General features: G+C 40.6%; 17 protein-coding genes, 2 tRNA genes and 2 riboswitches. Of the genes, 14 read left to right on the top strand and 5 right to left on the bottom strand.

From position 1 onward, the window contains the following. Nucleotides 1-261: 261 nt before the first annotated feature. Nucleotides 262-322: riboswitch (Fluoride riboswitch) on the bottom strand. Nucleotides 323-609: 287 nt separating this feature from the next. The 3 genes from ACT3CD_RS08000 (at nucleotide 610) to ltrA (ending at nucleotide 2,669) form a co-directional block, all read left to right on the top strand. After that, a tRNA-Ser gene (locus tag ACT3CD_RS08000) sits at nucleotides 610-696 on the top strand. An 11-nt stretch (nucleotides 697-707) separates the two neighbouring features. Next, a tRNA-Pro gene (locus ACT3CD_RS07995) sits at nucleotides 708-782 on the top strand. 459 nt (nucleotides 783-1,241) lie between these two features. After that, nucleotides 1,242-2,669, top strand: a complete 1,428-nt coding sequence (ltrA, locus tag ACT3CD_RS07990) for a group II intron reverse transcriptase/maturase (RefSeq protein WP_444644601.1) — start codon at nucleotides 1,242-1,244, stop codon at nucleotides 2,667-2,669. Nucleotides 2,670-3,020: 351 nt separating this feature from the next. On the opposite strand, the gene metG is transcribed toward ltrA, so the two are convergent. Beyond that, on the bottom strand, nucleotides 3,021-5,054 hold the full coding sequence (gene metG, locus ACT3CD_RS07985) for a methionine--tRNA ligase (protein WP_444644599.1): 2,034 nt from the start codon (nucleotides 5,052-5,054) through the stop codon (nucleotides 3,021-3,023). 411 nt (nucleotides 5,055-5,465) lie between these two features. Between metG and ACT3CD_RS07980 the strand changes: the two genes are divergently transcribed. The 3 genes from ACT3CD_RS07980 to ACT3CD_RS07970 all read left to right on the top strand — a co-directional run bounded on the left by ACT3CD_RS07980 (nucleotide 5,466) and on the right by ACT3CD_RS07970 (nucleotide 7,266). Further along, nucleotides 5,466-6,374 (top strand): S66 peptidase family protein, encoded by a 909-nt coding sequence (locus ACT3CD_RS07980; protein WP_444644598.1) that lies wholly within the window; start codon nucleotides 5,466-5,468, stop codon nucleotides 6,372-6,374. A 12-nt stretch (nucleotides 6,375-6,386) separates the two neighbouring features. After that, nucleotides 6,387-6,758, top strand: a complete 372-nt coding sequence (locus ACT3CD_RS07975) for a YraN family protein (protein ID WP_444644596.1) — start codon at nucleotides 6,387-6,389, stop codon at nucleotides 6,756-6,758. 154 nt (nucleotides 6,759-6,912) lie between these two features. Then, complete coding sequence (locus tag ACT3CD_RS07970; RefSeq protein ID WP_444644594.1) at nucleotides 6,913-7,266, top strand: MmcQ/YjbR family DNA-binding protein; 354 nt, start codon at nucleotides 6,913-6,915, stop codon at nucleotides 7,264-7,266. Nucleotides 7,267-7,278: 12 nt separating this feature from the next. Here the strand turns inward: ACT3CD_RS07970 and ACT3CD_RS07965 are convergent, their stop codons facing one another. Then, the gene (locus tag ACT3CD_RS07965) at nucleotides 7,279-9,048 is read right to left on the bottom strand and encodes a methyl-accepting chemotaxis protein (RefSeq protein WP_444644592.1); all 1,770 of its coding nucleotides are present in this window, start codon (nucleotides 9,046-9,048) and stop codon (nucleotides 7,279-7,281) included. A gap of 103 nt (nucleotides 9,049-9,151) precedes the next feature. Here ACT3CD_RS07965 and ACT3CD_RS07960 point away from each other — a divergent pair, with 103 nt between their 5' ends. Continuing rightward, a complete protein-coding gene (locus ACT3CD_RS07960; RefSeq protein WP_444644590.1) occupies nucleotides 9,152-10,153 on the top strand; it encodes a sugar ABC transporter substrate-binding protein in 1,002 nt (333 codons plus the stop codon). A gap of 345 nt (nucleotides 10,154-10,498) precedes the next feature. On the opposite strand, the gene ACT3CD_RS07955 is transcribed toward ACT3CD_RS07960, so the two are convergent. The 3 genes from ACT3CD_RS07955 to ACT3CD_RS07945 form a co-directional block, all read right to left on the bottom strand. Then, on the bottom strand, nucleotides 10,499-11,554 hold the full coding sequence (locus ACT3CD_RS07955; RefSeq protein ID WP_444644588.1) for a YncE family protein: 1,056 nt from the start codon (nucleotides 11,552-11,554) through the stop codon (nucleotides 10,499-10,501). A gap of 79 nt (nucleotides 11,555-11,633) precedes the next feature. After that, nucleotides 11,634-13,547 carry a TonB-dependent receptor plug domain-containing protein gene (locus tag ACT3CD_RS07950; RefSeq protein WP_444644586.1) on the bottom strand — a complete coding sequence of 638 codons (1,914 nt, stop codon included), beginning with the start codon at nucleotides 13,545-13,547 and terminating at the stop codon, nucleotides 11,634-11,636. Between the two features lie 105 nt (nucleotides 13,548-13,652). Continuing rightward, nucleotides 13,653-13,879: riboswitch (cobalamin riboswitch) on the bottom strand. A 33-nt stretch (nucleotides 13,880-13,912) separates the two neighbouring features. Then, nucleotides 13,913-15,430 (bottom strand): carbon starvation CstA family protein, encoded by a 1,518-nt coding sequence (locus tag ACT3CD_RS07945; protein ID WP_444644584.1) that lies wholly within the window; start codon nucleotides 15,428-15,430, stop codon nucleotides 13,913-13,915. Nucleotides 15,431-15,555: 125 nt separating this feature from the next. Here ACT3CD_RS07945 and ACT3CD_RS07940 point away from each other — a divergent pair, with 125 nt between their 5' ends. From ACT3CD_RS07940 to ACT3CD_RS07910, 7 genes are all read left to right on the top strand, one after another. Then, the gene (locus tag ACT3CD_RS07940) at nucleotides 15,556-16,245 is read left to right on the top strand and encodes an NUDIX hydrolase (protein WP_444644583.1); all 690 of its coding nucleotides are present in this window, start codon (nucleotides 15,556-15,558) and stop codon (nucleotides 16,243-16,245) included. Between the two features lie 11 nt (nucleotides 16,246-16,256). After that, a complete protein-coding gene (locus tag ACT3CD_RS07935; RefSeq protein WP_444644581.1) occupies nucleotides 16,257-16,736 on the top strand; it encodes a low molecular weight protein-tyrosine-phosphatase in 480 nt (159 codons plus the stop codon). A 348-nt stretch (nucleotides 16,737-17,084) separates the two neighbouring features. Then, on the top strand, nucleotides 17,085-18,905 hold the full coding sequence (locus ACT3CD_RS07930) for a glycoside hydrolase family 2 protein (protein WP_444644579.1): 1,821 nt from the start codon (nucleotides 17,085-17,087) through the stop codon (nucleotides 18,903-18,905). Between the two features lie 389 nt (nucleotides 18,906-19,294). Next, nucleotides 19,295-20,059, top strand: coding sequence for an NUDIX hydrolase (locus ACT3CD_RS07925; protein ID WP_444644577.1), 765 nt, complete (start codon nucleotides 19,295-19,297; stop codon nucleotides 20,057-20,059). A gap of 264 nt (nucleotides 20,060-20,323) precedes the next feature. Then, a complete protein-coding gene (locus tag ACT3CD_RS07920) occupies nucleotides 20,324-21,943 on the top strand; it encodes an MFS transporter (RefSeq protein ID WP_444644575.1) in 1,620 nt (539 codons plus the stop codon). A 36-nt stretch (nucleotides 21,944-21,979) separates the two neighbouring features. Continuing rightward, on the top strand, nucleotides 21,980-24,412 hold the full coding sequence (locus ACT3CD_RS07915) for a GH36-type glycosyl hydrolase domain-containing protein (protein ID WP_444644573.1): 2,433 nt from the start codon (nucleotides 21,980-21,982) through the stop codon (nucleotides 24,410-24,412). A gap of 32 nt (nucleotides 24,413-24,444) precedes the next feature. Then, the gene (locus tag ACT3CD_RS07910; RefSeq protein WP_444644572.1) at nucleotides 24,445-26,145 is read left to right on the top strand and encodes a glycoside hydrolase family 9 protein; all 1,701 of its coding nucleotides are present in this window, start codon (nucleotides 24,445-24,447) and stop codon (nucleotides 26,143-26,145) included. The last annotated feature ends 22 nt before the right edge of the window (nucleotides 26,146-26,167 follow it).

Below are 26,167 nucleotides of genomic sequence, written 5' to 3'. Positions count from 1 at the left end.
TTACTGGAGTAAATAACCCTTTCGAAAGGGAGCGTAACGAAAAAAAAGGCGTTTTTTTGTAGGTGCTATTTATTTGCAAATGTGTTAACCGGTTATTGGGCTTTGTGAAAAATGATGGCCTGGTAACCGCTGATAGCGATGCGGGTGCATATACCAAACCTGTGCTTAACTTTAAATGAGAGGTCGTTTGTTGAATGTTAGCTGGATGTCTTTGGTTTTTCATGTTGCCCGTATATAATGAATCCGCATAGTTTAGTAACTAATAATGCAGATGTCATCAGCTTTTAAGCGGTTTGAGGCAGACATCATTGCCAATTATGAATACAAATATAGTGGATATTTTTTATGGGCGGTTGACAAGAAAGGGTTTTATACCGTTTATTTTTTAGTGTCTGCGATCTTTTTTTATTTAGAAAAGCGCTTTTTTGTTTTTTGTGGACTGTTGAATTGCAAGCCAATGATAAATTAATTGGTCTGAAATTCAATAGTAAAGAGTCTTTGAGTAATTTATTTGTTTCATTTTACAGCTATTTTCTTTGGAAGTTATGCTCAATTTTATACATTTGCACTCGCAATCGCAAAGCGGTTGAAATGTTCATTTAAAGGATTGGAGAGATGGGTGAGTGGCTGAAACCAGTAGTTTGCTAAACTGCCGTACGGGTAACTGTACCGGGGGTTCGAATCCCCCTCTCTCCGCTGTATTTTTTCGGGGTGTAGCACAGTCCGGTTAGCGCGCCTGCTTTGGGAGCAGGAGGTCCCAGGTTCGAATCCTGGTACCCCGACATATTAGGAGATAATTTTACTTTAAAGTCTGTAAATCGTATGATTTACAGACTTTTTTGTTGTGTGCCGTGCATGGTAAATAACTTGGTGGTGCAAGTCCACTATGGGGGTTCATAATCGCCAACCATTAGCTAAGGACAAGGGTGTCCATCGCGAGGTGGAATCTGAAGGAAGTCTACGGCAAAAACCTGCCCCGAGGAACACGAATCATATCAGGCACAACCGGTTGGATGAGACTGCAAAACAAGTCAAAGTCCAAAGATTATGCGGACACCGGAGTGTAAATGTGGCGGGGATATGGGATGAAAGTTATTTATCTTACCACGGGAGGTCTCATGGACGTGTGGAAACAGGGTATGAAGCACGGAGTAAAGCTTGCCATGAGAAGTCAGCAGAAGCCATAGTACCACTCAACTCCTCAAAGTGGGAAGGGCTGAACCTTAATGATTGAGTAGTCAATGAAAGTTACCAACATGAAGGAAGGAAAGCAGAAAATCTTTACATCATCAAAGACCTGTCCACAGAAAGATAGGACGGCATCCGACGGATATGTGGAAGGGCAGACCTTCATTTGGATAACTGAAAACAACCTCACCACCAATGATTATCGTTTAGGAAACGGATTATTAGAGCATATCCTGTCCCCCTCAAACCTGAACATCGCTTACAAACAAGTAAAGCGCAATAAAGGAGCGGGTGGAGTAGACAAGATGGAGGTAGAGTCTTTAAAGGACTATCTAGTCAATAACAAGGATAGACTAATACAATCCATCCAACAGGGGAAATACCGCCCCAATCCTGTAAGACGGGTTTTAATACCCAAAGAAAACGGAAAACAGCGCCAGTTGGGCATCCCTACAGTCGTGGACAGAGTAATCCAACAAAGCATCGCGCAAAAACTGACCTCCATTTACGAGCCTCAGTTCTCATCTCACAGTTATGGATTTAGACCCAAGCGAAATGCTCATGGCGCCCTTCGTAAGTGTCGGGACTACATTACTCAAGGTTATATCTATGCAGTAGATATAGACTTGGAGCGGTACTTTGATACCGTTAACCACAGCAAGTTGATAGAGATACTATCGCGCACCATTAAAGACGGACGTGTCGTGTCACTTATCCACAAGTACCTAAATGCTGGAGTAATGCATGAAGACCACTACGAAGAAACCCATGAAGGCGTACCGCAAGGAGGCCCACTAAGTCCTCTGCTGGGAAATATCCTACTGAATGAGCTGGACCGGGAACTCGAAAGCCGAGGGCATAAATTTGTACGTTATGCTGATGACATGATAATACTCTGCAAAAGCCGGCGAAGCGCCCTCCGGACGATGAAAAGTATTGTTTCTTTTATAGAAGAAAAGCTATTCTTGACAGTCAATCGGGACAAGAGCCAAGTGGGACATGTAAAGGATGTTAAGTTCCTTGGCTATACCTTCTATCGCTATAGAGGTGAAGGAAGGTTGAGGATACACCCCAAAAGTATGGAGAAGATGAAAGCCAAAATTAAAAAGCTGACATCGAGAAGCAACGGATGGGGCAACGATCGCAGGAAGGAGGCATTAAGTCAATACATTAAGGGCTGGGTGCAATACTTCAAACTGGCCGACATGCAAAATCTACTGATAAAAACGGATGCGTGGTATCGCCGACGGCTACGAATGGTAATCTGGAAACAATGGAAACGGATAAAAACCAGAGTAGCCAACCTGAAAAAGTTGGGTATAAATAAATACAAAGCTTATGAGTGGGCGAACACAAGGAAAGGTTACTGGCACATAGCAAAGAGCTTTATCCTGTCCAGAACTGTCACAGACCAGCGTTTGCGTAAGGCCGGATATGTTTTCTTACTGGATTATTACAAAGCGGTAAGAGTTGAATATTAAGGAACCGCCGTATACGAGAACCGTACGTACGGTGGTGGGAGAGTACGAAACGGGAATTAATCCCGTTTCTCCTACTCGATTAGATTAAATTATTTTTTTGAGGGCTGGAGTAATTGCTTTATAACCAATTTGTATTAGAGTTCTAGATCGAAGAAATGCGTTTTATTTTGTATTCTATTGACATGACTAGAAATAAATTATTAGATGTATAATAGGGGAGTCAGAATATTTTAGTTTAGGCTTGGAAAATATTGATTGGTAATACTAAATTATGCTGCCACACCATAAACATTTCCTCAACCGATTGGGAAATGTTATAGCATGGCAGATTAAATGATAAAAGAGCTGTATTTATTTTATTTCAGACCCATTTTTAACTTTATCTGACGGGTTCACAAAGACCAGTTTGCCGTCGGCATCTTCAGCCATTAGAATCATTCCTTGCGAATTGATGCCTTTAATGTTTCGTGGGGCCAGATTTACCAGAATGCTAACTTGCTTTCCCACGATAGCTTCGGGGCTAAAATATTCGGCAATGCCTGAGACTACTGTTCGCTGATCAATACCGGTATCAATTTTTAATTTTAGCAGTTTTTTTGTTTTGGCCACTTTTTCTGCTTCGAGAATGGTGCCCACCCGAATGTCCATTTTTGAGAAATCGTCGAAGCTGATATTTTCTTTTATGGGGTTGGCCGTTTTTGCCGCGGTTTCATTGTCTTTTTTCGATTGGGCCAGTTTATCCAGTTGCATCTGTATGGCTTCATCTTCTATTTTTTGAAATAACAAAACGGCTTCGCCGATGATATGGCCGGGCTTAAGAATTTCTTTTTGTCCGCAATCCTGCCAGTCTATGTTGTCCATATTTAGCATGTTGCGCAATTTTAGAGCCGTAAATGGAAGGAAAGGTTCCATTAAAACGGCCAGATTAGCCGTGATTTGTAATGCAACGTACATAATGGTTGAAACCCTGTCGGCATCGGTTTTAATTAGTTTCCAGGGTTCTGAGTCCGCCAGGTACTTATTCCCGAGGCGCGCCAGACTCATGGCTTCTTTTACTGCTTCACGGAATTTGAAATTTTCCAGTGCTTCTTCTGTTCTTTTAACGATATCGGCGATGCTGTTAAGTGTTTCGTTGTCAAAGTCGTTAAATACATTGGGCACGGGAATTTTTCCTTCATAATATTTATGTGTAAGCACCATGCTTCGGTTGACGAAGTTGCCGAAGATAGCTACCAACTCATTGTTGTTGCGTGCCTGGAAATCTTTCCAGGTAAAATCGTTGTCTTTTGTTTCGGGGGCATTTGCCGTTAAAACATAGCGTAAAACATCCTGCTGGTCTTTAAAATCTTTGAGATATTCATGTAACCAGACAGCCCAGTTGCGGGAAGTTGAAATTTTATCTCCTTCAAGGTTTAAAAATTCATTGGCAGGCACATTATCAGGCAGATTATATGACCCTTCGGCTTTAAGCATCGATGGAAAGACGATGCAATGGAACACAATATTATCTTTGCCGATGAAATGCAGCAGACGTGTTTCCGGATCTTTCCAGTATTTTTCCCATTCGGGGGTTAATTCGCGTGTAGCCGATATGTAACCGATAGGGGCATCGAACCACACATACAGTACTTTCCCTTCGGCACCTTCAACCGGAACTGGAACACCCCAGTCCAGATCGCGACTTACGGCACGAGGCTGTAACCCAAGATCAATCCACGATTTACACTGCCCATAAACATTTGGTTTCCATTCTTTGTGGTCTTCCAGGATCCATTGGCGGAGAAAAGATTCATGCTTATCCAATGGCAAATACCAATGTTTGGTTTTTCTCAATACCGGAGCACTTCCCGAAATGGTCGATTTTGGGTGTATCAGATCGGTCGCATTAAGGCTGGTGCCACAGCTTTCGCATTGGTCGCCATAGGCCCCGTCTTTGCCGCAATGCGGACATGTGCCAGTGATGTAGCGGTCGGCCAAAAACTGATGAGCTTCCTCGTCGTAATACTGTTCGCTCTCTTTTTCGATAAATTCTCCTTTTTCGTATAGTGTTTTGAAAAATTGAGAGGCGGTTTCGTAGTGGGTTTTATTGCTGGTACGCGAATAAATATCAAAAGAAATTCCAAATTCTTTAAATGATTCTTTAATGATGCCATGGTATTTGTCTACGATATCCTGTGGCTTTACGCCTTCTTTACGGGCTTTGAGCGTAATTGGGACCCCGTGTTCATCGGAACCGCCAATAAGTAAAACATCTTCTCCTTTTAGACGAAGGTATCTTACATAAATATCGGCTGGTACATAAACTCCGGCCAAATGACCAATATGAACCGGACCGTTGGCATACGGTAGGGCTGTGGTAACTAATGTGCGTTTAAAATTTGTCATATGTTGAAAATGTCGAATATTTTTTTCGGAAATCGTGAACCCAAATTGCTTTAAACAGGATGTTTTTTTAGTTTTACTCGTAAATTATGCTTTACAAACAGCAAAGATAATTAGTGTAGTTAAGAAAACTAATAAATTTAATGACTTTGATGTTATTACGATTTGTTTTTAGTTTTTTATAGTTTGAAAATCAGGGTTTTTATAAGGCGTGTGATAGTGTTGTAATAATAGGATAGTTTTTTGTGTGATTATATTTTGTTTTTTAAGGTCATATGGAACTCGCCGGAATTAATCATCCCTCTGTGTGAGAGTTCCCTCTCATGGCTCGTTTCATATTTATAATTTGCGTCCTGATATATTGAAGTTTGAACGCTGTTTTTTTGTGGTTTGACATTAATGTTTGATTTTATTATGATTTCGCCGTCTTTTCTTTCGTCAGATGATTTAGTTGGAATTGTTTCTCCTGCCGGTAAAATTGCACCTTCGTCATTGAAGCTTGCGAGCCAGTATCTGGAGAATATGGGCTTGCGTTGTTTGTTGGGCAAACATGCGGCAGGCCAGTGGCATCAGATGGCTGGTACCGATCAACAGCGGGCTGATGATTTTAATGCGATGCTTAAGAATCCGGAAGTTAAGGCTATCTGGTGTTCGCGTGGTGGCTATGGCGCTATTAGGTTAGTAAATAGGATTGATTTTTCTCTTTTGAAGAACCAACCAAAATGGATAATCGGATTTAGCGATATTACGGTGTTTCATTCAGTATTGGGAGCACAGTTAAAGATGAAATCGGTTCATGGGCCTATGCCTAAAAATCTCGAGACCGGAAATTATGATTCTTCCGGAGTTGACACTCTATGGCAGATGTTACAAGGGAATGAAGTGATTTATCAGATTATGCCTCATTCGTTAAACGTTATTGGGGAAGGAAGGGGTAAATTGATAGGCGGAAATTTGACGTTACTGAATTCCTTGGTTGGTACGCCTTATGATTTTGAACCTGAAGGAAAAATTCTTTTCATTGAGGAAGTGGGCGAATACCTGTACCATATTGATCGTATGCTAAGAGGTTTAAAGCTGGCCGGGAAGTTAAAAGGGTTGGCTGGTTTAGTAGTGGGGCAGATGACCGATATTCAGGACAATCATACTCCTTTCGGGGCATCACCATATGAAATTATTTCGCAAGTGGTTGAAGGTTGTGATTTTCCGGTAATGTTCAATTTCCCGGCCGGCCACAGTTTGGCGAATCAGCCTTTGATGCTGGGCGCTACCGTTCATTTGTCTGTTAAAAAGGAAACGGTGACATTGAATTACATCAAATAAATTATTGAGTTTATGGCCAGCCACAATGAATTGGGGCAATTGGGCGAAGAAAAAGCCCGCATTTTTTTGACGCAGCAAGGTTATACTATTGTAACCTGTAACTGGCGTTACCGACAAAAAGAAGTAGATATTATTGCCCGTAAAGATGGGTTCCTGGTTATCGTTGAGGTGCGTACGCGCACCAGCAGTAAATGGGAACATCCGAGGGAAAGTATTACCCGATCTAAAATCAGATTCCTGGTATTGGCTACCGACGCTTATGTGAAATTATATGAGGTGGATGAGCCGGTTCGTTTTGATGTGGTGACTTGTATGCCAATAAAAGATAGTGATGAGTGGGAAATAGAGTTGATAGAAAATGCTTTTACGGCGCAACTTGAATAGGTCTGTATTTTATTTGAAATCATTTATAAGCATGGTCGTTTTGAAACTTTATAAATGTGTGTTTATTTTGGTAAATGACCATTTTGAGGGCACGCGTTGTACAGAAGCCTGATATTTTTAGCTACCACTATTTTAGATTTAAACTGTTTGTTTTATGAATATCGAGGAGTTACGTGATTATTGTATGTCCTTATCCAATGTGTCAGAATCAATGCCTTTTGGAGACGATAGTCTGGTGTTTAAAATTGGCGGTAAAATGTTTTTACTGACGACCCTTGAGGGTGATTTTAGAATTAATGTTAAGTGCGACCCAGAGTATGCGGTTCAATTGCGGGAAAAGTATAGTTGCGTGAGTCCGGGTTACCACATGAATAAAAAACATTGGAACACGGTTGAAATAAATGGTAGTATTGCTGATTCGATGGTTTTTGAATGGATTAACCTTTCTTACAATTTGGTGTTAAAATCTCTTCCCCGAAAAATCAGGGAAGAGATTGAGAATTCATAAATCACTTTAGTTTTATTTTCTGGCTTTAAAATACGATGAGGCTTCGGTAAGGAGTTGAGATAAATGCTGAAGCTCTTTGGCTGCGATATTTATTTCGTCGGCATTGTACGCATTGCGTTGAGTTACCTGGTTTAGTTCTTGTAGTGCCAGGTTAATTTGTTCAACACCAGTTACTTGTTCAACCGAAGCTGCGGATATTTCTCTTACCAGATTCGCGGTGTTTTCAATTTGGGGTGTTATCTGGTCCATCAATTGAGTTGCCAATTGCGATGATTCAATGGCTACGACAGAGGCCCCGGTTATTTCTTGGGCTGCGACCTGGCTTCGTTCGGCCAGTTTGCGCACTTCTGCTGCGACAACGGCAAATCCGCGTCCTTCCTGACCTGCACGGGCGGCTTCAACGGCCGCATTCAGAGCTAATATGTTGGTCTGAAATGCAATATCTTTGATGATTGATATTTTGTTGGTGATTTCTTCCAAATGATCGGCCGATTCTTTTGTTTTCTTGTTGCTTTCTTTTACGTCTGTGGCTGCTTTGGCTGATAAAGATTCTGTTTGCCGTGAATTTTCAGTGTTTTGTTCAATGTTGGCATGCATTTGTTGCATTGATGACGATACCTCTTCGGCTGAAGAGGCTTGCTCGTTGGCGCCCTCAGCTAGATCCAGTGCTTTAGTGGTTAATTTATTACTGGCATCCCCTATCGAATGTGTTGTGTCAATTATTTTTCCGATGAGTTGATTCAGATTGTCGGTCATATAGTTTAAGGCATTACTTAATCGACCAACTTCATCGTTACGGTGGCTTTCTAACATTTTAACTGTTAAATCACCGCCTGCCACTTTTTCCGCTATCTCGATCCCTTTGACAATTGGTTTTGCAATTGAATCTGATAGGAAATAGATCATAAATATCCCTAATATTAGAATGAACGATAGTGTTGCTATTTGAACATTTCGTTGTTGTGTGGCAATTATATAGCTGTCTTCACCCGTCAAAATTATCTGATCCAGACCTATATCTGTTGCGGCTCTTACTTCCCAGAGAACTTTTTTGGAGGCTTCATAATTTTTTAGCCCGGCTAATTGCATTGTTTTAAAATCGTCAATGGCATGAAAAGCATCTGTGAAGATATTGCCGGTCGTGGTTTTAAAACGAGAGTTGGTTCGTGTTATTTTTTGTTGTAAATCTTTTAACTGATCTGCCACGACTTCTACCGCTTGACCATCTCTATTGTTAAATGCCAGTAACAGGTCAACAATGTTACCGTAGAGATTTGAGGAATACTGGTTGTTGGTTCCCGAAGCTGTTAATTTATCGGTTTCTTTAATGAGCTGTTGTTTGGATTCCTGAAAATTGACGGATTTGGTTTGGTAATCTTCCCATACGGTTTTATAGGTTTGAACATATTCTGTTAGTAGAGGAATAAATACACCTTTTTTTTGAAGTGCCTCAATTCTGTCAGCCGTGAGGGTTTTGAGCTTATCCAATGCATTAATCATTCTATTGTATGACTCATCATGCGATTTGAGGTAGAATTTATCGCCTGTGAATTCGTATGAGCGCGCAAATTCCTGCGTTTCCTGCCAATACCTTAACAGTAAGTTTGATGCACTTGCCGAAGGAATGTGTATTCCGGATAAGTTCTGTGTTTCTTTTGAAATTTGGTATAAGTTTTTAAGTAATACCAGACCTGTTAGGATCGTGATTCCGATAACGATTGCAAAACTTGTCCCGATTTTATTGCGGATACTAAGATCTTGCCAATAAGTTTTTATCTTCATAAATATAGCTTTGTTGAAATTCTCCAATTATGCGGAAAAAGTATTAAAAAATAATTAATTTCGTAAATCAATACGTAATTATTTTTATTAAAGCCGAGTTAATATGAAGATTATTTTTCAAGTTCAGTTATTTGTTCTAATGTTGATTTTCGCCGGATGTGGCAGTCAATCAGAGTGGAAGGTGGGGTATTTAAATCCGGCTGATTTTCGTGATCGATTTGTCTCGGAAGGTGCATATATGGCCGAGCGATTTGAACAGTTAGGGGCTGAAATGATTACGTTATCGGCTCAGGATGACGATGCTGTCCAGCTTCAGCAAGGATATCAATTGCTGGACGAAGGTGTAGATGTTTTAATTATTGCCGCTATTAACGGAAATACAATAGCTCCATTGGTGCGCGATGCCGTTGCAAAGGGTGTTCTTGTGGTTGCTTATAACAGATTGATTAACAATTCAGAATACGATCTTTTTGTGACTGGTAACAATAAAGATATTGCACGTCTATTTTGTGAGGCCGCTCTTTCGCGAAAGCCCACCGGTAATTATATCGTTTTTGGCGGCGATCGTTTTGACCGCAATGGGCTGGAGTTAAAGCAACATATCGATTCCATTTTGAAACCGCATATTGAATCGGGTAGCATAAATTTGTTGTTTGACACGTACGTGGAAGGTTGGAATGGTGAACGTACGGCTTTTGAGTTTCAGAAGATTATTGATAGCTACGGGTTGGATATCGATGCTGTTATTGCCTGTAGTGATCCGATGTCGGTTGCCGTGGCAAATATTTTGAAAAAGTATGGGAAAGAAGGCGAAGTTGTGGTCACTGGTCAGGATGCAATATTAGAGGCCGTTAAAGAAATTTATGATGGTTCAATGACTATGACTGTTTATCATCCGCATAAAACGTTGGGGTATAAAACGGCCGAATTAGTTATGGATTTATTGGATGGCAAAAAGGCCCGCGATTTGTCTAATGCTTCTACCTTTAATGGAACGGTTGATATTCCTACCTATAAGATTAATTCAATTGCTGTGACCAAAGAAAATTTGGATGAAGTGTTAATTCAAAGTGGGGAATATACGATGGATGAAATTGCAAATTAGAGTTTGTCTATTTTGCGTTGTGCTTGCTGTTAACATGGTCATTTACTGCCGTAAATGACCATGTTAACAGATGTACAAGTTTCTAATTTGAATTTTTGACAGTTAAATTAGTGTTATTCTGCAAAATTTTGCCAATTAATAAAATGCCGGGCTCCCTCTTTTAATCGGGAGGCCCGGCATTTTGTTTTGTGGGGAGGCAAACAAAATCCTGTCATGAAGATGGCAGAATGGGTCTGTTTTACCGAAATAGTTGCCGTATTTCGGTTGTAAAGGCAGATTAAATCAAACAACCACTGCACTTCAATAAACAGGATTTGTTTGCCATGGAGAATAAGTGTGGAATGGTTAAAAAATGACGCTGTTGGGACCTATTCCTATGCTTTCGTTTAGTTCGCTCTTTATTTCCCCTTCATTATTATAGATGGTTACCGTACCTGGTTTAGTGAAGTCCGGACTTTCACAAGTGTAGATGTCTCCATTGGCCGGGTTGACGCTAAAACCATAATAATAACCACTGATAAGCGGTTCAGTGGGGAATATCTCTGAATCTACGGCTATTGCAAAAATGCCGGTGTAAGTGTCTGTATACAGTGTTTGTTTGTCGGTGCTAATTTCCAAATGGGACGGATGAATTTGGTCTCCTATCTCTATGGTTTTTAATACGCTTTGATCGGTTCCTGATAGTTTGATGAGTGCTGATCCTGTTTCTGAAGTCAGGTCCCATGTGTTGGGATCGTAAACTTGTGATCCGAAGCATATTACCCAAACGTCGTTGTTGTTGTCGATGGCAAAGTGTTTTGGGCCATCGGACACATCAACTGTATTAATGACCTCATTCGTATTGGGATCAATAATTGAGATGGTGTTATTTACGCCGTATCCGCCGCTATTGGCAGCCCAAATAAGATCGTTGTTTACGATGATGCCTTCTGTTCCGCTTCCGGTTTCAATGGTATTGACAATTGTGTTGGTGTCGAGATCAATAACAGCCACAGAACCGGTTGTTGAGCCCCATTGTGAAACGTAGAGTTTGCCATTATAATGAGTTGCAAACCGGGGATTACTTAACCCCTCTATTGTTGTTACCCACGTAAAATCATTTTTATTAACCACCTGAATGCTGTTACTGGCATTCACAATCAGATAGGCTTTGTCATCAACAATTTCCATGTCTTGTAATACATCACCTATAATTGTATTTGTGCCATTGCTTTTCTTGAAGATACTACCGACAACCACCTGATCGTCGTAGCTGTAGAATGAAACGGAAGCGTTGCTTTGTCCAAAAGTTCCTTCGTTCAGAATAAAGGCTCCGTTTGTGTATAAGCTGTTACTCGTTTCGTTATCGTCCGTGCACGATGTCGCAGCAAGAACCAGAAATGCAGCTAATAAAATATTCATTGCAAAATTTGACCGTTTATAACGGCTTCTTAAATTGGTAATATTCATGATTGTAAAATTATGATTGGTTATTGAATAATTACAGTCTTACCTGTAAATTGACTTCGTAATTGCAAAGTGGCATTGCATACCAGGCCATTAGTTGGTATTGCGTGTTCCATAGGTTGTTTACTTTCACGTTTAGCTGGACGTCCGTTCTCCCTGCAGGAATTTTATAACCGCCCATGATATTCCCCAGTAGGTATGGCTCAAGTCGATTAGTGTAGTCGTAGTATCTTTCGCCAACGGCGTTTATTGTAAAAGCAGCTACTATTGCTTTATATTTCCATGTTAAAAGGCCTGCTCCTTTGTGGAGAGGGATGTAAACCATTTGTTTTCCGTCATAATGGTCGTCTGTTTTAAGCCGTGAGTGGGTATAAAAATAACTGGTTGATAACTGCCAAAACGAGGATCCTATTTTGCGGCCATAAATACCTTTTAATTCCAGACCTTTTGATTCTCCCCTTTTTTTATTGGAGGGAGTCCATATTGCATCGTCGTCCTGAAGCCATATAATCCAGTCTTTGATGTTGGAGGTAAACCAGATTGTGCTTAGTTTCATGTTTTGTTCAGCCGTCTTTTTGTTGTACTCGAAGCCAATATCTCCACTCCAGCCCGACTCTGGCTTCAAACTGTTATTGCCGCGCGCATAACCGTCAAATGCCCAATAAACATCATTAAAGGTTGGAATTCTGTAATTTTTTGAGATATTTCCCTTAATTTTTATTCTTTGCGTGAGGGCATAATTACCACCATAGGCAAATATTACAGGATGTAACGTGGTGTTGGTCATTTCATCGCGAAAGCTTATGAGTGAGGTTAGTCGGTTGTTAAATGTTTTAAACTGCACAAAGGAAAATAAAGCCCAACGACTACGTATTGGGGTGCCAATGTAACCGTCACTTTGGGCTTGTTCGTTGGTGTAGTTTAATCCCGTGCTCCATTGTATTCCGTTTTTTAAGCTAATTCTTGATTCTATTTCAGAAATGAGGGATAAAGATTGGTTATTTCCGCTGCTTATGGGAGTCTCCACATTGGTGTAGTCAATCTGGTTCCATAGAATTCCCTGTTTGAAGTTTATTTGAATGTTGTTGGTGCGGTAGTATCTCAGGTTTATAGCCCCCATTACATTGTTATCTATCTGATATTGTTGGTTAGGAGTGCTTTTGGTCATAATTGTTTGTACATCCTTATCGTAATGTTGAAGCCACAGTCCGGTCGTTACCAGTAGTTGATTGCCCAATCTAAAATAGTTGTCCTGACTTAAACCCCATTGTTTTACACCTGCATTGGTCTGGCGTTCTTTTCTTTTGTCCGGCCGAGAGGTGTTATAATACCAAAAGTTATTATCGCTGCTTTGTCGCATGACCGATAAGGAGGAGGCTCTTTTTTTGTTTCCTGTTTTCAGTGACAGTTGTTCGTATTGGCGGTTGTAGCTTCCAATGCCTCCATTAACCGAGATGTGATTTTTTTTATTTAGGAGGTTGTTGGTGGTCAGGTGTAGTACTCCGGACATGGCTCCACTTCCGCATAGGGTTCCGGCGCCACCGCTTTGAATTTGTATATCTTCAAAGAGGGATGCTGGCATGGCCGATAGATTAACGGAGCTATTCATTGGACTTTGGAGATTAAGCCCGTTCCACATAATCGCGGTATGATTGCTGTGGCTTCCTCTAAAACTGACCGTTGAAAGTCCACCCGGACCATAGCTTTTTATAGATGCTCCCGTTGATAGTAGGAGTAAATCCGAAAGAGAGGAGGTTCTCATTAGCTTCACCAAAATTGAATCTGGTTTTTCTATGGCAGCGCCAATGGTATATTCCTTTAAATGGTTGGCTTGAATGGTTACTCCTTTTAGTGGTATAGTCTTTTGTTGAAAGTATACCTGAGCATTCAGATGACAGCCAAATACTAATATTACCGTAAAAAACGGTTTGATTCTATTAAAGCGCATGTTTACAAATGATTAAAGTGAATTTAACCATTCGCAACAAACGGATGCTGGTGAAAATATAGAACAAAAGGATGTAGTTCTAATCTTCGCTTTTCTACCCGAAAGCTACGAATTAAAGTATTGGCAGGTCTTCTGGCTCACTCCTTTTTTTGATGCCTTCCCATCAGTTAATACCTGACAGTGGCGAAGTTTTCAAAAAAATAATAGAGATTACAGCTGCGGGGACAGCTCCGGAATTCTTAAAGATTAATAATTTAACCATTTAAGTCACCGGATTCCCTTTTATCAGTTTTCCGTAATTGGATTACTGAACCAATCTTTGTGCAAAAATACGTGCTATAATGTGATTATCAAATTTTAGTTCTTTAATTTTTGAAATTGTTTGTAATCTGCTGATTTATATTTTGTTGCCTAATTTCTTTTTTTATGTGTTTAATGGTTGCCAAAAACCAGATCATCGCCGCTATTCCGGCACTTCCTCCTATAAGGTAACCTGTTTCTGGGCTAAGGAACAATCCTCCTGTTTTTATTGGAGCAACCATCAGATACGATACGCATATTATGGTCATGAATAAAGCCGGAAGTGATAGCATCCAGTGGCTTTTATTGTTTTTGGCAAGATACATTGCACCGGTCCACAGAACGATAACGGCCAAAATTTGGTTGGATAGGCCCAAATATTTCCAGATAGTGGCAAAATCTAGCTGAGAGAGCAAAAAGCCTACTAGAAATAGCGGAATGCTAATGATTAATCGCTTTGTTGTAGTGGTCTGCTTCATTTTAAAAACGTCAGCAATGGTGAGGCGGGCGCTTCTAAAGGCTGTGTCGCCAGTGGTGATGGGACATACAACGACCCCAATAATTGCAAGAACGGCGCCTGCTTTGCCTAACCAACCGGTACTGATTTCATTTACAACCCATGCCGGGGTGTGACCGGAAGTTTGTAGTGTAGCATTTAGTCCTTCGGCACCACCAAAGTAATTCATAGCCGCAGTGGCCCATATTAATGCTACTATTCCTTCGGCAATCATTGCCCCATAAAACACATACCGACCTTGTTTTTCGTGTGTTATGCAACGGGCCATCATTGGGGCCTGTGTGCTGTGGAAACCTGATAAAGCGCCGCATGAAATAACAATGAACAGCATCGGAAATAAGATGTTTTCTGTTGGATGATGGTGAAAATTGCTAAATGATGATAGTGATAGTTCTTTGAGGACTAATTGACCTGAGATGCCATAGATTATAATGGCGCCGCCAATAAGCAGGGCCATTATAAGTAGAGCCAGACCAAATACCGGGTATATTTTACCTATTATTTTATTGATGGGCAGTAGCGTGGCAATCAGGTAATAGGCAAAGATGGCATAGAGCCACATCGTCATACCACCACCTGTAAAACTGGACAGGAGCTCTGCCGGCCCCGTAACAAAGGCTACTCCTACAAAAATTAACAGGAGTAAAGAAAAAATTCTTAAAAACTGACGAAAGCCGTTACCTAGATATTTTCCTACTATTTCAGGAATGCTGGCGCCATTATTCCTGACTGAAAGCATGCCTGAAAAGTAGTCGTGAACCGCTCCAATAAAAATACAACCAAGCACAATCCAGAGATAAGCCATTGGACCGTACATGGCCCCCAATATCGCCCCGAAAATAGGACCTAAGCCGGCAATGTTTAAGAATTCTATGGTGAAAGTTTTCCAGGCAGGCATAGGTATGTAATCAATCTGGTCAGCACTGGCAATGGCTGGCGTTGGTTGTGAATCGTCGGCGCCAAAAAAATATTCAGTAAATTTTCCGTATAAAAAAATCCAGCTATTAAAGCCGTGAGGGAGAGGAGAGATGTAATCATTTTTGTGCTTTTTTGTAAAATTAGTCAAAAATCAGTAAAGTTGTGTTTCATCTAAAAACCTTAAATTTGCAGTTGCCTTCAACGAAAGGCTTTAAATCATTTAATTTAGATCCAATTTAGAAAACTTTTTTACCTTGAATTATTGTGCGAGTTATGAATGAAATATATAATCAGAACCCGAAGTTTCATTTAGCAGTTGACTGTGTTATATTTGGTTATGAGGCCGGTGAACTTAAATTGTTGTTGTTTCATAGAGTTATTGAGCCCTGTAAAGGTGAATGGTCGCTTATGGGTGGATTCATGAGGTCCGATGAATCGCTTGAGGATGCGGCCCGGCGCGTTTTGTTTCAAACGACAGGTTTGGAAAATATTTTTTTGGAACAGATCGGGGCTTTTTCTAAAGTTGATAGGGAACCGGGAACGCGTGTGATAAGTGTTACTTTTGTGGCTCTTATTCGATTGAATGAACACGACCGGAATTCCGTAGGCGAACTTGGTGCACAATGGTGGCCGGTTGCTGAAATTCCAAAATTGATTTTTGATCATGAAGAAATGGTGGCTGAAGCGATGAAAAGTCTTCAGAACAGAGCCGCATCTGAGTTGGTTGGACGTGAATTATTGCCTGAAATTTTTACCCTTACTCAGTTGAGGGTGCTTTATGAGACTATTTTTCAGAAATCTTTTGAACCGGGTAACTTTCGGAAAAAAGTGTTGTCGCTAAATATTTTGGAACGGTTGAATCTTAAAAATACCACCGAATCGAAAAAGGGGGCTTTTTATTATCGTTTTAAGGATGGACAACAAGTGCCTGAAGGCCAGTTGCTGTTTCATGTTAATCGATAAATTATATTTGTATGGATAAGACGAAAATTTTGTTTGTTTGTTTGGGAAATATTTGTCGTTCGCCGAGTGCCAAAGCTGTGATGATTAGTGTGGTTGAAAAATATGATGCGGAAAATAATTTCGAAATTGATTCTGCGGGTATTCTGTCTGTGCATGCCGGGGAGCCGGCGGACAGTCGAATGAAAAAGCATGCCAGTGAACGGGGGTATCTGCTCAATAATATCAGCCGGCCAATAAAAAGCCCCGTTGATTTTGATTATTATGATATTATAATTGGGATGGATGATCAGAACATCAGGGATTTAAAGCGTTTAGCGCCAACAGAATGCCAAGGGAAGATTCGGAAGATGACCGATTTTTTGATTCAGGGACAGGCCGAAGAGGTGCCTGATCCTTATTACGGCGGAGAAGCAGGCTTTGAAATGGTTCTTGATTTGTTAGAGGATGCCTGTGAAGGATTATATCAACATCTGGTATTTGGGAAGAATTAACGCGACAAACATGTTTTGATCTTTAGCTTAGTATCAATTCCTAAAATTAGACGTTAAAGTTAGAAGATTAGAAACGAGCCGTGGGAATTGTTTCACACACAGAGGGATGATTAAGCTAGGCGAGTTCCATATGGCAACTGAAAAACAAATTATAAACATATGAAACGAACATGAATTTTAGCATTCTAAAATACACACAGGAGAATGATTAAAATTCATCGAGAGTTCCATATGACCATTGAAAGATAAATTTAATCATATGAAACGAGCCATGAGAGTAATCTCTCACACAGAAGAATGATTATCCGGCGAGTTCCATATGGCAATTGAGAAACAAAATATAATCATATGAAATATGTTATTTTTATTTGGTGCTTATTCTTATTGTTTTTTTGGGAATCGAAAGCTTCAAATAATGAAGGGCTGGCTCCATTGATTCAGAATACCGACGGACGGCGGATTCAAATGCTTGATGGCCACTGGAAGTATATGGTAGATATGTACGAAAATGGATATTATAACTACCGTAAATTACCTCGCATTGACGGTTATTTTATGGACCAGAAGATTCAGTCGCCTTCGGATTTATTGGAATATAATTTTGATGATGAACAGACTCTTCGCGTTCCCGGCGATTGGAATACACAGGATGATAAATTGTTTTATTATGAAGGGAATATATGGTATCGACGTAAGTTTGACGTTGATAAGTCTGCCAATATGCGCTATTTTGTTTATTTCGGTGCAGTTAATTATGAAACCCATGTCTATTTTAATAGAGTAAAGCTTGGGGTTCATGAAGGCGGATTTACGCCTTTCAATTTTGAAGTCACTGATCAGGTATTGAAGAGTGGTAATTCTTTAATATTAAAAGTTGATAATCGTAGGCGGCCTGAAGGTGTTCCTACTGATAATACCGATTGGTATAATTATGGAGGCATTACCCGTTCGGTGAAATTGATTGAGGTCCCTGAAACCTTTATTCGTGATTATCATTTGGTTCTCGATCCTTCTAATTGTAAGTTAATTAACGGTTATGTTCAGTTGGATGGCACACAAAAGCAACAGAATGTGCACGTTGTGATACCTGAATTGAAGGTAGATAAGGTTTTAAGAACTGATGCTTCCGGACGAGCTGATTTTTCTTTGAGCACTAAGCCTCAACTTTGGTCTCCTGAATCGCCAAAACTTTATCGTATTATAATTAGGTCCGAATCTGATGAGGTCCAGGACCAGATTGGTTTTAGAACTATTAAAGCTGAAGGCAAAAAGTTAATTCTTAATGGGCAGGAAATATTTGCGCGAGGGATTAGTATTCATGAGGAAGCGCCATTTCGTTCTGGTCGTGCCTGGTCTGAGGCCGACGCTAAAGTTTTAATAGGCCTGGCTAAGGAGTTGAACTGTAATTTTGTGCGTCTTGCACATTATCCGCACAATGAAGCCATGGTGAAAGAAGCGGAAAGACAGGGCCTCCTTGTTTGGTCTGAAATTCCTGTTTACTGGACCATAAATTGGGATAATGCAGCCACGCTTGCAAATGCCCGTAATCAGCTTGCGGAAATGATTCACCGCGATAAAAATCGGGCCAATATAATCATTTGGTCTATTTCCAATGAAACGCCGGTGTCGGCGACTCGTAATCTGTTTCTACGAACGTTAATACACGATGTTAAGCAACTTGATTCAACCCGCTTGGTAGCAATGGCTATGGAGGTGCATAGTGTTGATGCAAACACTAAAACAATTGGTGACCCATTGGCTGACGAACTGGATGTTCTTAGTTTTAATCAATATGTGGGTTGGTACGATGGCCTGCCTGATAAATGTGACCGGCTAAATTGGACCTTTACCCAGAATAAACCTGTGTTTATTAGTGAAGTAGGCGCTGGTGCACTTCAGGGGCTGCATGGTGATGCCAATCAACGGTGGACTGAAGAGTTTCAGGAAAATCTTTATATCCATAATATTAATATGATGAAGCGGATGAAAGGTTTGGCTGGGGTTACACCTTGGATTTTGATGGATTTCCGCTCGCCTCGCAGACCACTGCCTGGAATTCAGGATGGTTTTAATCGCAAAGGTCTTGTTTCTGATCAGTTGATAAAAAAGAAAGCTTTTTTTATTCTTCAGAACTGGTACAATGAAATTCAATCGTTAAATAAAAAATAACTTCTTTTAATAGATGGAACATTTGTTTTTTATAAATGGCCCATCTATATGCATTCCTAATTCTAGTGATGTATATCTGGTTTAAGTCTGGCCTGATTGTGGTTTCTTCTTGCAATTTTGTGCTTAATTTGTTTGGCTTTTCAATCTCTGGTTAAGCGTTCTCCCAAAATAGTTTTATCTGTTTTTATTATTTAGATTATTTATAAATAACGCCAAAATAGTTAGTGTCTAATCCACACAAAGACATTGATATTTCTAAGGTTTATGGTTGGTTATTGTAAAAGATGATTAAAAAATATAAATTTTAGTATTTGCAATTTATTGTAAATGTTCTATTTTAGCAGTGTGTTTAGAAAGTGTAATAAAAACACTAACGTAATATAATGATAATGGATGACGACAAACATCTTAGTGATGATTTCCGGGTTTTAAATGATCAGATATCTGTTGACTGTGTCATTTTTGGTTTTGACTTTACAACATTAAATGTGCTTTTGGTTGACCGTGTGATGGTAAATGAAGAAACAGGCGAGGAACTATTTACCGATTTGACGTTAGCTGGGAATCATATATACGAAGATGAGGACTTGGATGAAGCGGCGGCTCGTATTCTTTTCGATTTAACCGGATTGAAAGGGATTTTTCTTGAACAGTTTAAAACGTTTGGATTGCCGAATCGGATTAGTCGCGAGAATGACCGCCTTTGGTTGGCGGCAAGTGGCCGTAATCCCGACCAACGAATTGTTACAGTAGGCTATTTTTCATTGCTGGCTACCGACAAAGTAACGCTGGAATGGAAAGGTCGAAATGTTCGATGGATGCCGGTTTCTGAGATTACCGATCTGGCTTTTGACCATATGGATATTTTGGCGTCAGCACTGGAGGCGTTGCGACATAAGTTGTTGAATGAACCTGTTGGTTTTGAACTTCTTCCTCCGAAATTTACGCTGTCGCAACTGCAACGTTTATATGAAGTGATATTGGGCGTTGAACTTGACAAGAGAAATTTTCGAAAAAAAGTGGCACGGATGAAATATTTGATCCCTTTAGAGGAGAAGCAAACTGGGGTTGCTCATAAGCCTGCTCGTTTGTATGTGTTTGACAGACAGGTTTATGAAAATTCGCGTAAAGAGTTAATGGATTTTGCTATATAGTTAAGTGTAAATACATGCTTTTGTGGTGTGTCATTACAAATCGTCTGATAGAACTGTCTCTCAAATGAAAGAGATTTAATAATTTGATAAAACGAACCATGTGAGAATAACTTTTCATGTGGAAGTATCTGGAGCGTATTATCTGGTAACAGAAAATTCAAAATATAAAGATATGAAGCGAATCTGTTTGCGAAAAAGCACAATCACTTGTGCAAATTATAAATATAGAGTCGTCTCAGACTCTGACAAACAAAATATTTACGGATGAATATATTGGAAAAGGTTTCCCTGAAGGAGAAGATCGGATACGCTTTGGGCGATGGTGCTGCAAACATTGCCTGGCGGGGTGTTTCTACCTTTTTAATTATTTTTTATACAGATGTGTTTGGCTTAAATCCTGCTGCTGTAGGACTGCTGATGCTAATTGCCCGTTTTGGGGATGGTGTAAGCGATGTTGTGATGGGCATGATCGGCGACCGAACCAATACTAAATATGGAAAATTCAGACCATGGATTTTGTGGACGGCGATTCCGTTGGGTGGTATTTTGTCTCTGCTGTTTACAACACCTGATTTGAGCCCGGTTGGTAAAATTATTTATGCCTATTCTACGTATATCATATTTACACTGGTATATACTGCCAATAATATACCTTATGGTGCCTTGATGGCTGTAATGACTGGTGATGATAAGGTGCGAACCAGTATTGGCTCTTTCCGTATGGTGGGGGCTTTTGCAGGAGGCATGATTGTGCAGGGGGCTTTGCTTTATCTTGTGGCATACTATGGTGATATTCAGCCTAACGTAACGTTGGATGAATTGGGTCAGAATAAGTATGAACTTATGATTTCGGTGGATGCGGATGTTGAAAATGTTAATGTTAGCACAAAGCATGGTATTGCTACTTTTGTATGGAATGATGAGACCATTCCTGATAGTGTTAATGTGCCTACCAAGAGTAAAAGTTTTTCAATGGAGGGTGGAAAGCCGTATTCTTTTATTGTTACAGGTGAGAATGGCTTACAGCCTGATAATTTTACTATTATCGACCAAAAAAAAGGGTACAGTAATGCCATTTATCTGTTATCTATAGTTTTGTCTTTGGCCTTGTTTATCACTTTTGTGAGCACAAAAGAGCGTATAAAGGTGCCCAAAACTCAGAAAAGTAATCTTAAACAGGATTTTGTTGATTTGGTTAAGAACCAACCTTGGCTTGTACTACTGATTGTTGGATTGGTTTTTCAGGTTTACAATTCCATAAAACAGGGTATTGTCGTTATTTATTTTGCCCATTATATTCATAATCAGCTATTGGCCGCGTCTTATATGGTGGCGTTAATGGTAGCCTCTATTGCCGGTGCTATGGCAACATCATTTTTGGCGCGTCGTTTTGGGAAGCGAAAGCTTTTTATTTATGCGTTTATTTTTTCGGGGGCTGTTAACGCACTTTTGGTATTCTGTGGCCCCGGCGATATAACAAGTATTTTTGCAATTGGTATTGTCTCTGAATTTGGGGCAGCCATATTCCCAACACTATTTTTTGCCATGTTAGGCGATGCTGCTGACTACTCTGAATATAAAAATGGGCGACGCGCCACCGGCTTAATCTATTCGGCTGGTTCTTTTTCAACAAAATTTGGGGGCGGGGTGGCAGGTGCTATCATTGGAATGGTTCTGGCAGCCTATCATTATAATGGACAGGATTCTGTTGCAATTGAAGGCGCGATACCGGGAATCGTGCTCCTGATGAGTTGGCTACCGGCTATTATAGCCTTTGTGGGGGCTGTTTTAATGATTTTTTATCCGCTGAATCAGTCTAAGATGGATGAAATAACAACAGAATTAAATAAACGAAGAGCCAACGAATTGGCTTCAGAAATATAGTAAAGACAAACAACAACGACTATTAATTTTTTTATTATGAAATACGGATTTTTTGACGATGACAATAGGGAGTATGTTATTAATAATCCTCAGACGCCTTGGCCCTGGATTAATTATCTTGGTAATGAAGATTTCTTTTCTTTGATTTCCAATACCGCCGGCGGATATTCGTTTTATAAAGATGCCAAGTTTAGACGATTGACTCGCTATCGTTATAATAATGTGCCGATGGATAACGGTGGTCGCTATTTTTATATTAATGATAATAACACCATTTGGTCGCCGGGATGGAAGCCGGTGAAGACGCCTCTGGATAAATACGAATGTCGTCACGGTTTAAGCTATACCCGTATTACCGGGGCTAAAAACGGTCTGGAAGCAGAAGTATTGTTCTTTGTTCCGCTTAAATCATGGTGTGAAGTGCAAAAAATGAAGTTGACAAACAGCTCTTCCGAGACCAAAAAAATTAAATTGTTTTCTTTTCAGGAGTGGTGTTTGTGGAATGCCGAAGACGATCAAAATAACCTGCAACGAAATTTTAGCACAGGAGAAGTGGAGGTTGATGGTTCAACTCTTTATCATAAAACAGAATACAAAGAACGTCGTAATCATTATGCTTTTTATCATGTTAATGAAGCGATACAGGGGTTTGACACCGATCGGGAGAGTTTTGTAGGTTTGTATAATGAATACAGTGAACCCCAGGCTGTGTTGGAGGGGAAACCCCGTAACTCGCATGCACATGGCTGGTCGCCTGTTGCTTCTCATTATTTGGAGATTGAACTGAAAGCTGGTGAGAGCAAGGAGTTGGTTTTTGTTTTAGGATATGTTGAGAACGACGATAATGACAAATGGGAGTCAAAGAATGTTATCAATAAAACAAAGGCCAAAGCCCTTATTCAACGGTTTGACACCAGTGCCAAAGTGAATGCTGCTTTTGATGAACTTCAGTCTTATTGGAATCAGTTATTGAGTGTTTATACGGTTAAAAGTGGCGATGAGAAGTTGGATCGTATGGTCAATATCTGGAATCAGTATCAATGTATGGTAACATTTAATATGTCGCGTTCGGCTTCTTTCTTTGAAGTGGGCATTGGGCGTGGCATGGGATTCCGCGACAGCAATCAGGATTTAATTGGGTTTGTGCATCAGATTCCTGAACGGGCACGCGAACGTATTATTGACATTGCTTCAACGCAGTTTGAAGACGGTGGTGCCTACCATCAGTATCAGCCTTTAACCAAGCGGGGAAATGATGCCATTGGTGGTAATTTTAACGACGATCCATTATGGCTCATTCTATCCACAACTGATTATATTAAAGAAACGGGCGATTTTAGTCTGTTGGATGAAATAGTGCCTTTTGATAATGATGAAAACAATGCCAAATCGCATTTTGAGCATTTGAAGGCTTCTTTTTATCATGTGGTAAACAATTTAGGACCTCATGGTTTGCCTTTGATTGGTCGTGCCGACTGGAATGATTGTCTTAATCTGAATTGTTTTTCTACCAATCCCAATGAATCGTTTCAAACTACGGAGAACCAATCGGGAGGTTCAGCTGAATCGTTGATGATTGCAGGCCTGTTTGTGATGTATGGTCGGGAATACGTTCAGTTGTGCCGTCAAATAGGTAAGGAGACGGAGGCGGAGGCGGCTCAGGTGCATGTTGACAATATGGTTCAGGCTGTGATAAAAGATGGCTGGGATGGCGATTGGTATTTACGAGCCTACGATTTTTACGGAAAGAAGGTGGGAAGTGCTGAGAATGAAGAAGGCAAAATATTTATTGAGTCACAGGGTTGGTGCTCAATGGCTGAAATTGGAAGAGAGGCGGGTTTGGTTGAAAAAGCCCTTGATTCTGTGAAAGAGCATCTCGATTGTGACTATGGCATTGTATTGAATAATCCGGCATTTACGCGTTATGTGGTTGAGTATGGTGAGATATCAACGTATCCGGCAGGTTATAAGGAAAATGCCGGTATTTTTTGTCATAATAATCCCTGGATTATTATTGGTGAGACGATGTTAGGTCGCGGCGATCAGGCCTGGGAATATTATAAGAAGATTTGTCCCTCGTATCTTGAAAGTATTAGCGATTTGCATAAAACAGAGCCTTATGTGTATGCTCAGATGATATCAGGTAAAGATGCGTTTAAACCGGGCGAAGCGAAGAACTCTTGGTTAACCGGGACGGCTGCCTGGAATTTTTATGCTGTATCGCGCTACATATTAGGGGTCAGACCACAGTATGACGGTTTGTTAGTTGACCCTTGTATTCCAAAGGGATGGAAGGGATTTGAAGTTGTTCGTAAGTTTCGTGGCGCCACTTTTAAAATTAAAGTTGCAAACCCGCGTAGCGTGAATAAAGGGGTGGCAAAAATAAGCGTCGACGGAAAATTGTTGGATACTAATCTAATTCCAGTTATGCCTGAAGGCGTGTATAATGTTGATGTTGTTTTAGGATAAATTTTTCGACAGGTATCTAAAGTTGTTATGCAATGAACACATTAAAGTCTTTTTTTCTTTTTTCAATGATCACACTCTGGTGTGCGGCTTGTGACAGTCAGGGCGAATTATCTGAGCCGGTCATCTTATATAATCAGGTGGGTTATATGGTGGATGCACCTAAAATGGTTCTTGTCAGTCCGGATGTTACCGAAGTCATCGTTAGAAATGCTTCCGGCAGAGAGGTTCTGCGCGCATCTGCTGACGCCCCTGTTTATTGGCCGTTAAGTGGAGATTCGGTGCGTAAAGTTAATTTATCTGCGATTGATGTCCCGGGGCAGTATCGTTTGGTGATGAATGGAGCGGAACGGGAAATTAATGTGTTAGAGCAACCTTTTACTGATGTGGCTAAAGCAGCCGTGAAAGCGTTTTATTATAATCGTTCAGGCATGGCTGTTGATTCGGTGTTTGGTGGGCCATGGGCCCGTTTGGCTGGTCATCCTGATACGATTGTATATGTGCATGCCTCGGCTGCTGATGAAAATCGTCCGACAGGAACGGTTATCTCATCACCCATGGGGTGGTATGATGCCGGTGATTATAATAAGTACATTGTAAATAGTGGCATAAGTACCTATACTTTGTTGAGAGCTTTACAGGATTTTCCGGATTACTTTGATCAGTTGCGGATAGGATTACCTGATGCCGATTCGGCTCATCCTGATTTATTAACTGAGACGCTTTATAATCTAAAATGGGTTTTGACGATGCAGGATCCCAACGATGGTGGCGTATATCATAAATTGACAACTTTGAAATTTGAGGATTTTGTGATGCCGCATCAGGCTGTTAACAAGCGTTTCGTGGTCTCTAAAAGCACCTCTGCAACACTCGATTTTGCAGCTCTGGCTGCCCATAGTGCTGGTATTTTGTGTCGGTATAACGATTTGGTGGAGATGGGGGAGGAAGCTTTGCTCAAGGCTATCAAAGCATATGATTGGGCTCTGAAAAATCCTGATTTATTATACTTTCAGCCTGGCGATGTCAGCACTGGTGCTTACGATGATGACGTTTTGACGGACGAATGGTTCTGGGCCTCTGCCGAATTATTTCTGGCAACGGGTGATCAAAAGTACCTGGAGGCTGCAAAGTCTTATTACCAGCGGCCATCGATCCCTGGTTGGAGCCAGGTGGATGCTTTAGGTGTTTTGTCTTTGCTTGATGACGTTTCTTTGAAGGATGATGTTTGGATTCATCAACTGAAATCTGATTTTCTGTCTTTGGTCGACGAATTGGTTGAGGTGTCAAAAACATCACCTTATGGCATAAGCCTTTCTTCCTTCGAATGGGGCAGCAATTCCCGGGTAGCCAACGAAGCAATGTTGAAACTTTTTGCCTGCAAATTAACGGGTAGCGATGACTATTGGCATTCGGCTCTTTCCGATATCGATTATTTGTTGGGTCGCAATGCGACGGGTTACTGTTTTGTAACCGGTTTCGGCGATAAAAAAGTGATGAATATTCACCATCGACCTTCCATTGCCGACGGAGTGGTTGAACCAGTGCCTGGTTTTCTTGCCGGAGGACCCAATACAGTGGTATTTGCCGACTGTCCCAATGCAGAACGCAGTTTGTTCCCGGCGAAATCGTATGTCGATTTAGCTTGTAGTTATTCAACCAACGAAATAGCAATTAATTGGAATGCTCCTTTAGTATATCTGGCCGGAGGGTTGGATGCTTTGTTGATTAAATAGTAGATTAAAAAAGCATTCAGTC

The organism is Geofilum sp. OHC36d9 (assembly GCF_052400685.1).
In the GTDB taxonomy this organism is placed as follows: domain Bacteria; phylum Bacteroidota; class Bacteroidia; order Bacteroidales; family Marinilabiliaceae; genus CAZHHH01.
The sequence above is the reverse complement of the archived record's forward strand: the minus strand, read 5'-3'. Positions and strand labels throughout refer to the sequence as shown.

Bases quoted from the DNA above. Each gene is read 5' to 3' on its own strand.
- ltrA (WP_444644601.1), top strand. From the start codon at position 1,242: ATGAAAGTTACCAACATGAAGGAAGGAAAGCAGAAAATCTTTACATCA.
- metG (WP_444644599.1), bottom strand. From the start codon at position 5,054: ATGACAAATTTTAAACGCACATTAGTTACCACAGCCCTACCGTATGCC.
- ACT3CD_RS07980 (WP_444644598.1), top strand. From the start codon at position 5,466: ATGATTTCGCCGTCTTTTCTTTCGTCAGATGATTTAGTTGGAATTGTT.
- ACT3CD_RS07975 (WP_444644596.1), top strand. From the start codon at position 6,387: ATGGCCAGCCACAATGAATTGGGGCAATTGGGCGAAGAAAAAGCCCGC.
- ACT3CD_RS07970 (WP_444644594.1), top strand. From the start codon at position 6,913: ATGAATATCGAGGAGTTACGTGATTATTGTATGTCCTTATCCAATGTG.
- ACT3CD_RS07965 (WP_444644592.1), bottom strand. From the start codon at position 9,048: ATGAAGATAAAAACTTATTGGCAAGATCTTAGTATCCGCAATAAAATC.
- ACT3CD_RS07960 (WP_444644590.1), top strand. From the start codon at position 9,152: ATGAAGATTATTTTTCAAGTTCAGTTATTTGTTCTAATGTTGATTTTC.
- ACT3CD_RS07955 (WP_444644588.1), bottom strand. From the start codon at position 11,554: ATGAATATTTTATTAGCTGCATTTCTGGTTCTTGCTGCGACATCGTGC.
- ACT3CD_RS07950 (WP_444644586.1), bottom strand. From the start codon at position 13,547: ATGCGCTTTAATAGAATCAAACCGTTTTTTACGGTAATATTAGTATTT.
- ACT3CD_RS07940 (WP_444644583.1), top strand. From the start codon at position 15,556: ATGAATGAAATATATAATCAGAACCCGAAGTTTCATTTAGCAGTTGAC.
- ACT3CD_RS07935 (WP_444644581.1), top strand. From the start codon at position 16,257: ATGGATAAGACGAAAATTTTGTTTGTTTGTTTGGGAAATATTTGTCGT.
- ACT3CD_RS07930 (WP_444644579.1), top strand. From the start codon at position 17,085: ATGAAATATGTTATTTTTATTTGGTGCTTATTCTTATTGTTTTTTTGG.
- ACT3CD_RS07925 (WP_444644577.1), top strand. From the start codon at position 19,295: ATGGATGACGACAAACATCTTAGTGATGATTTCCGGGTTTTAAATGAT.
- ACT3CD_RS07920 (WP_444644575.1), top strand. From the start codon at position 20,324: ATGAATATATTGGAAAAGGTTTCCCTGAAGGAGAAGATCGGATACGCT.
- ACT3CD_RS07915 (WP_444644573.1), top strand. From the start codon at position 21,980: ATGAAATACGGATTTTTTGACGATGACAATAGGGAGTATGTTATTAAT.
- ACT3CD_RS07910 (WP_444644572.1), top strand. From the start codon at position 24,445: ATGAACACATTAAAGTCTTTTTTTCTTTTTTCAATGATCACACTCTGG.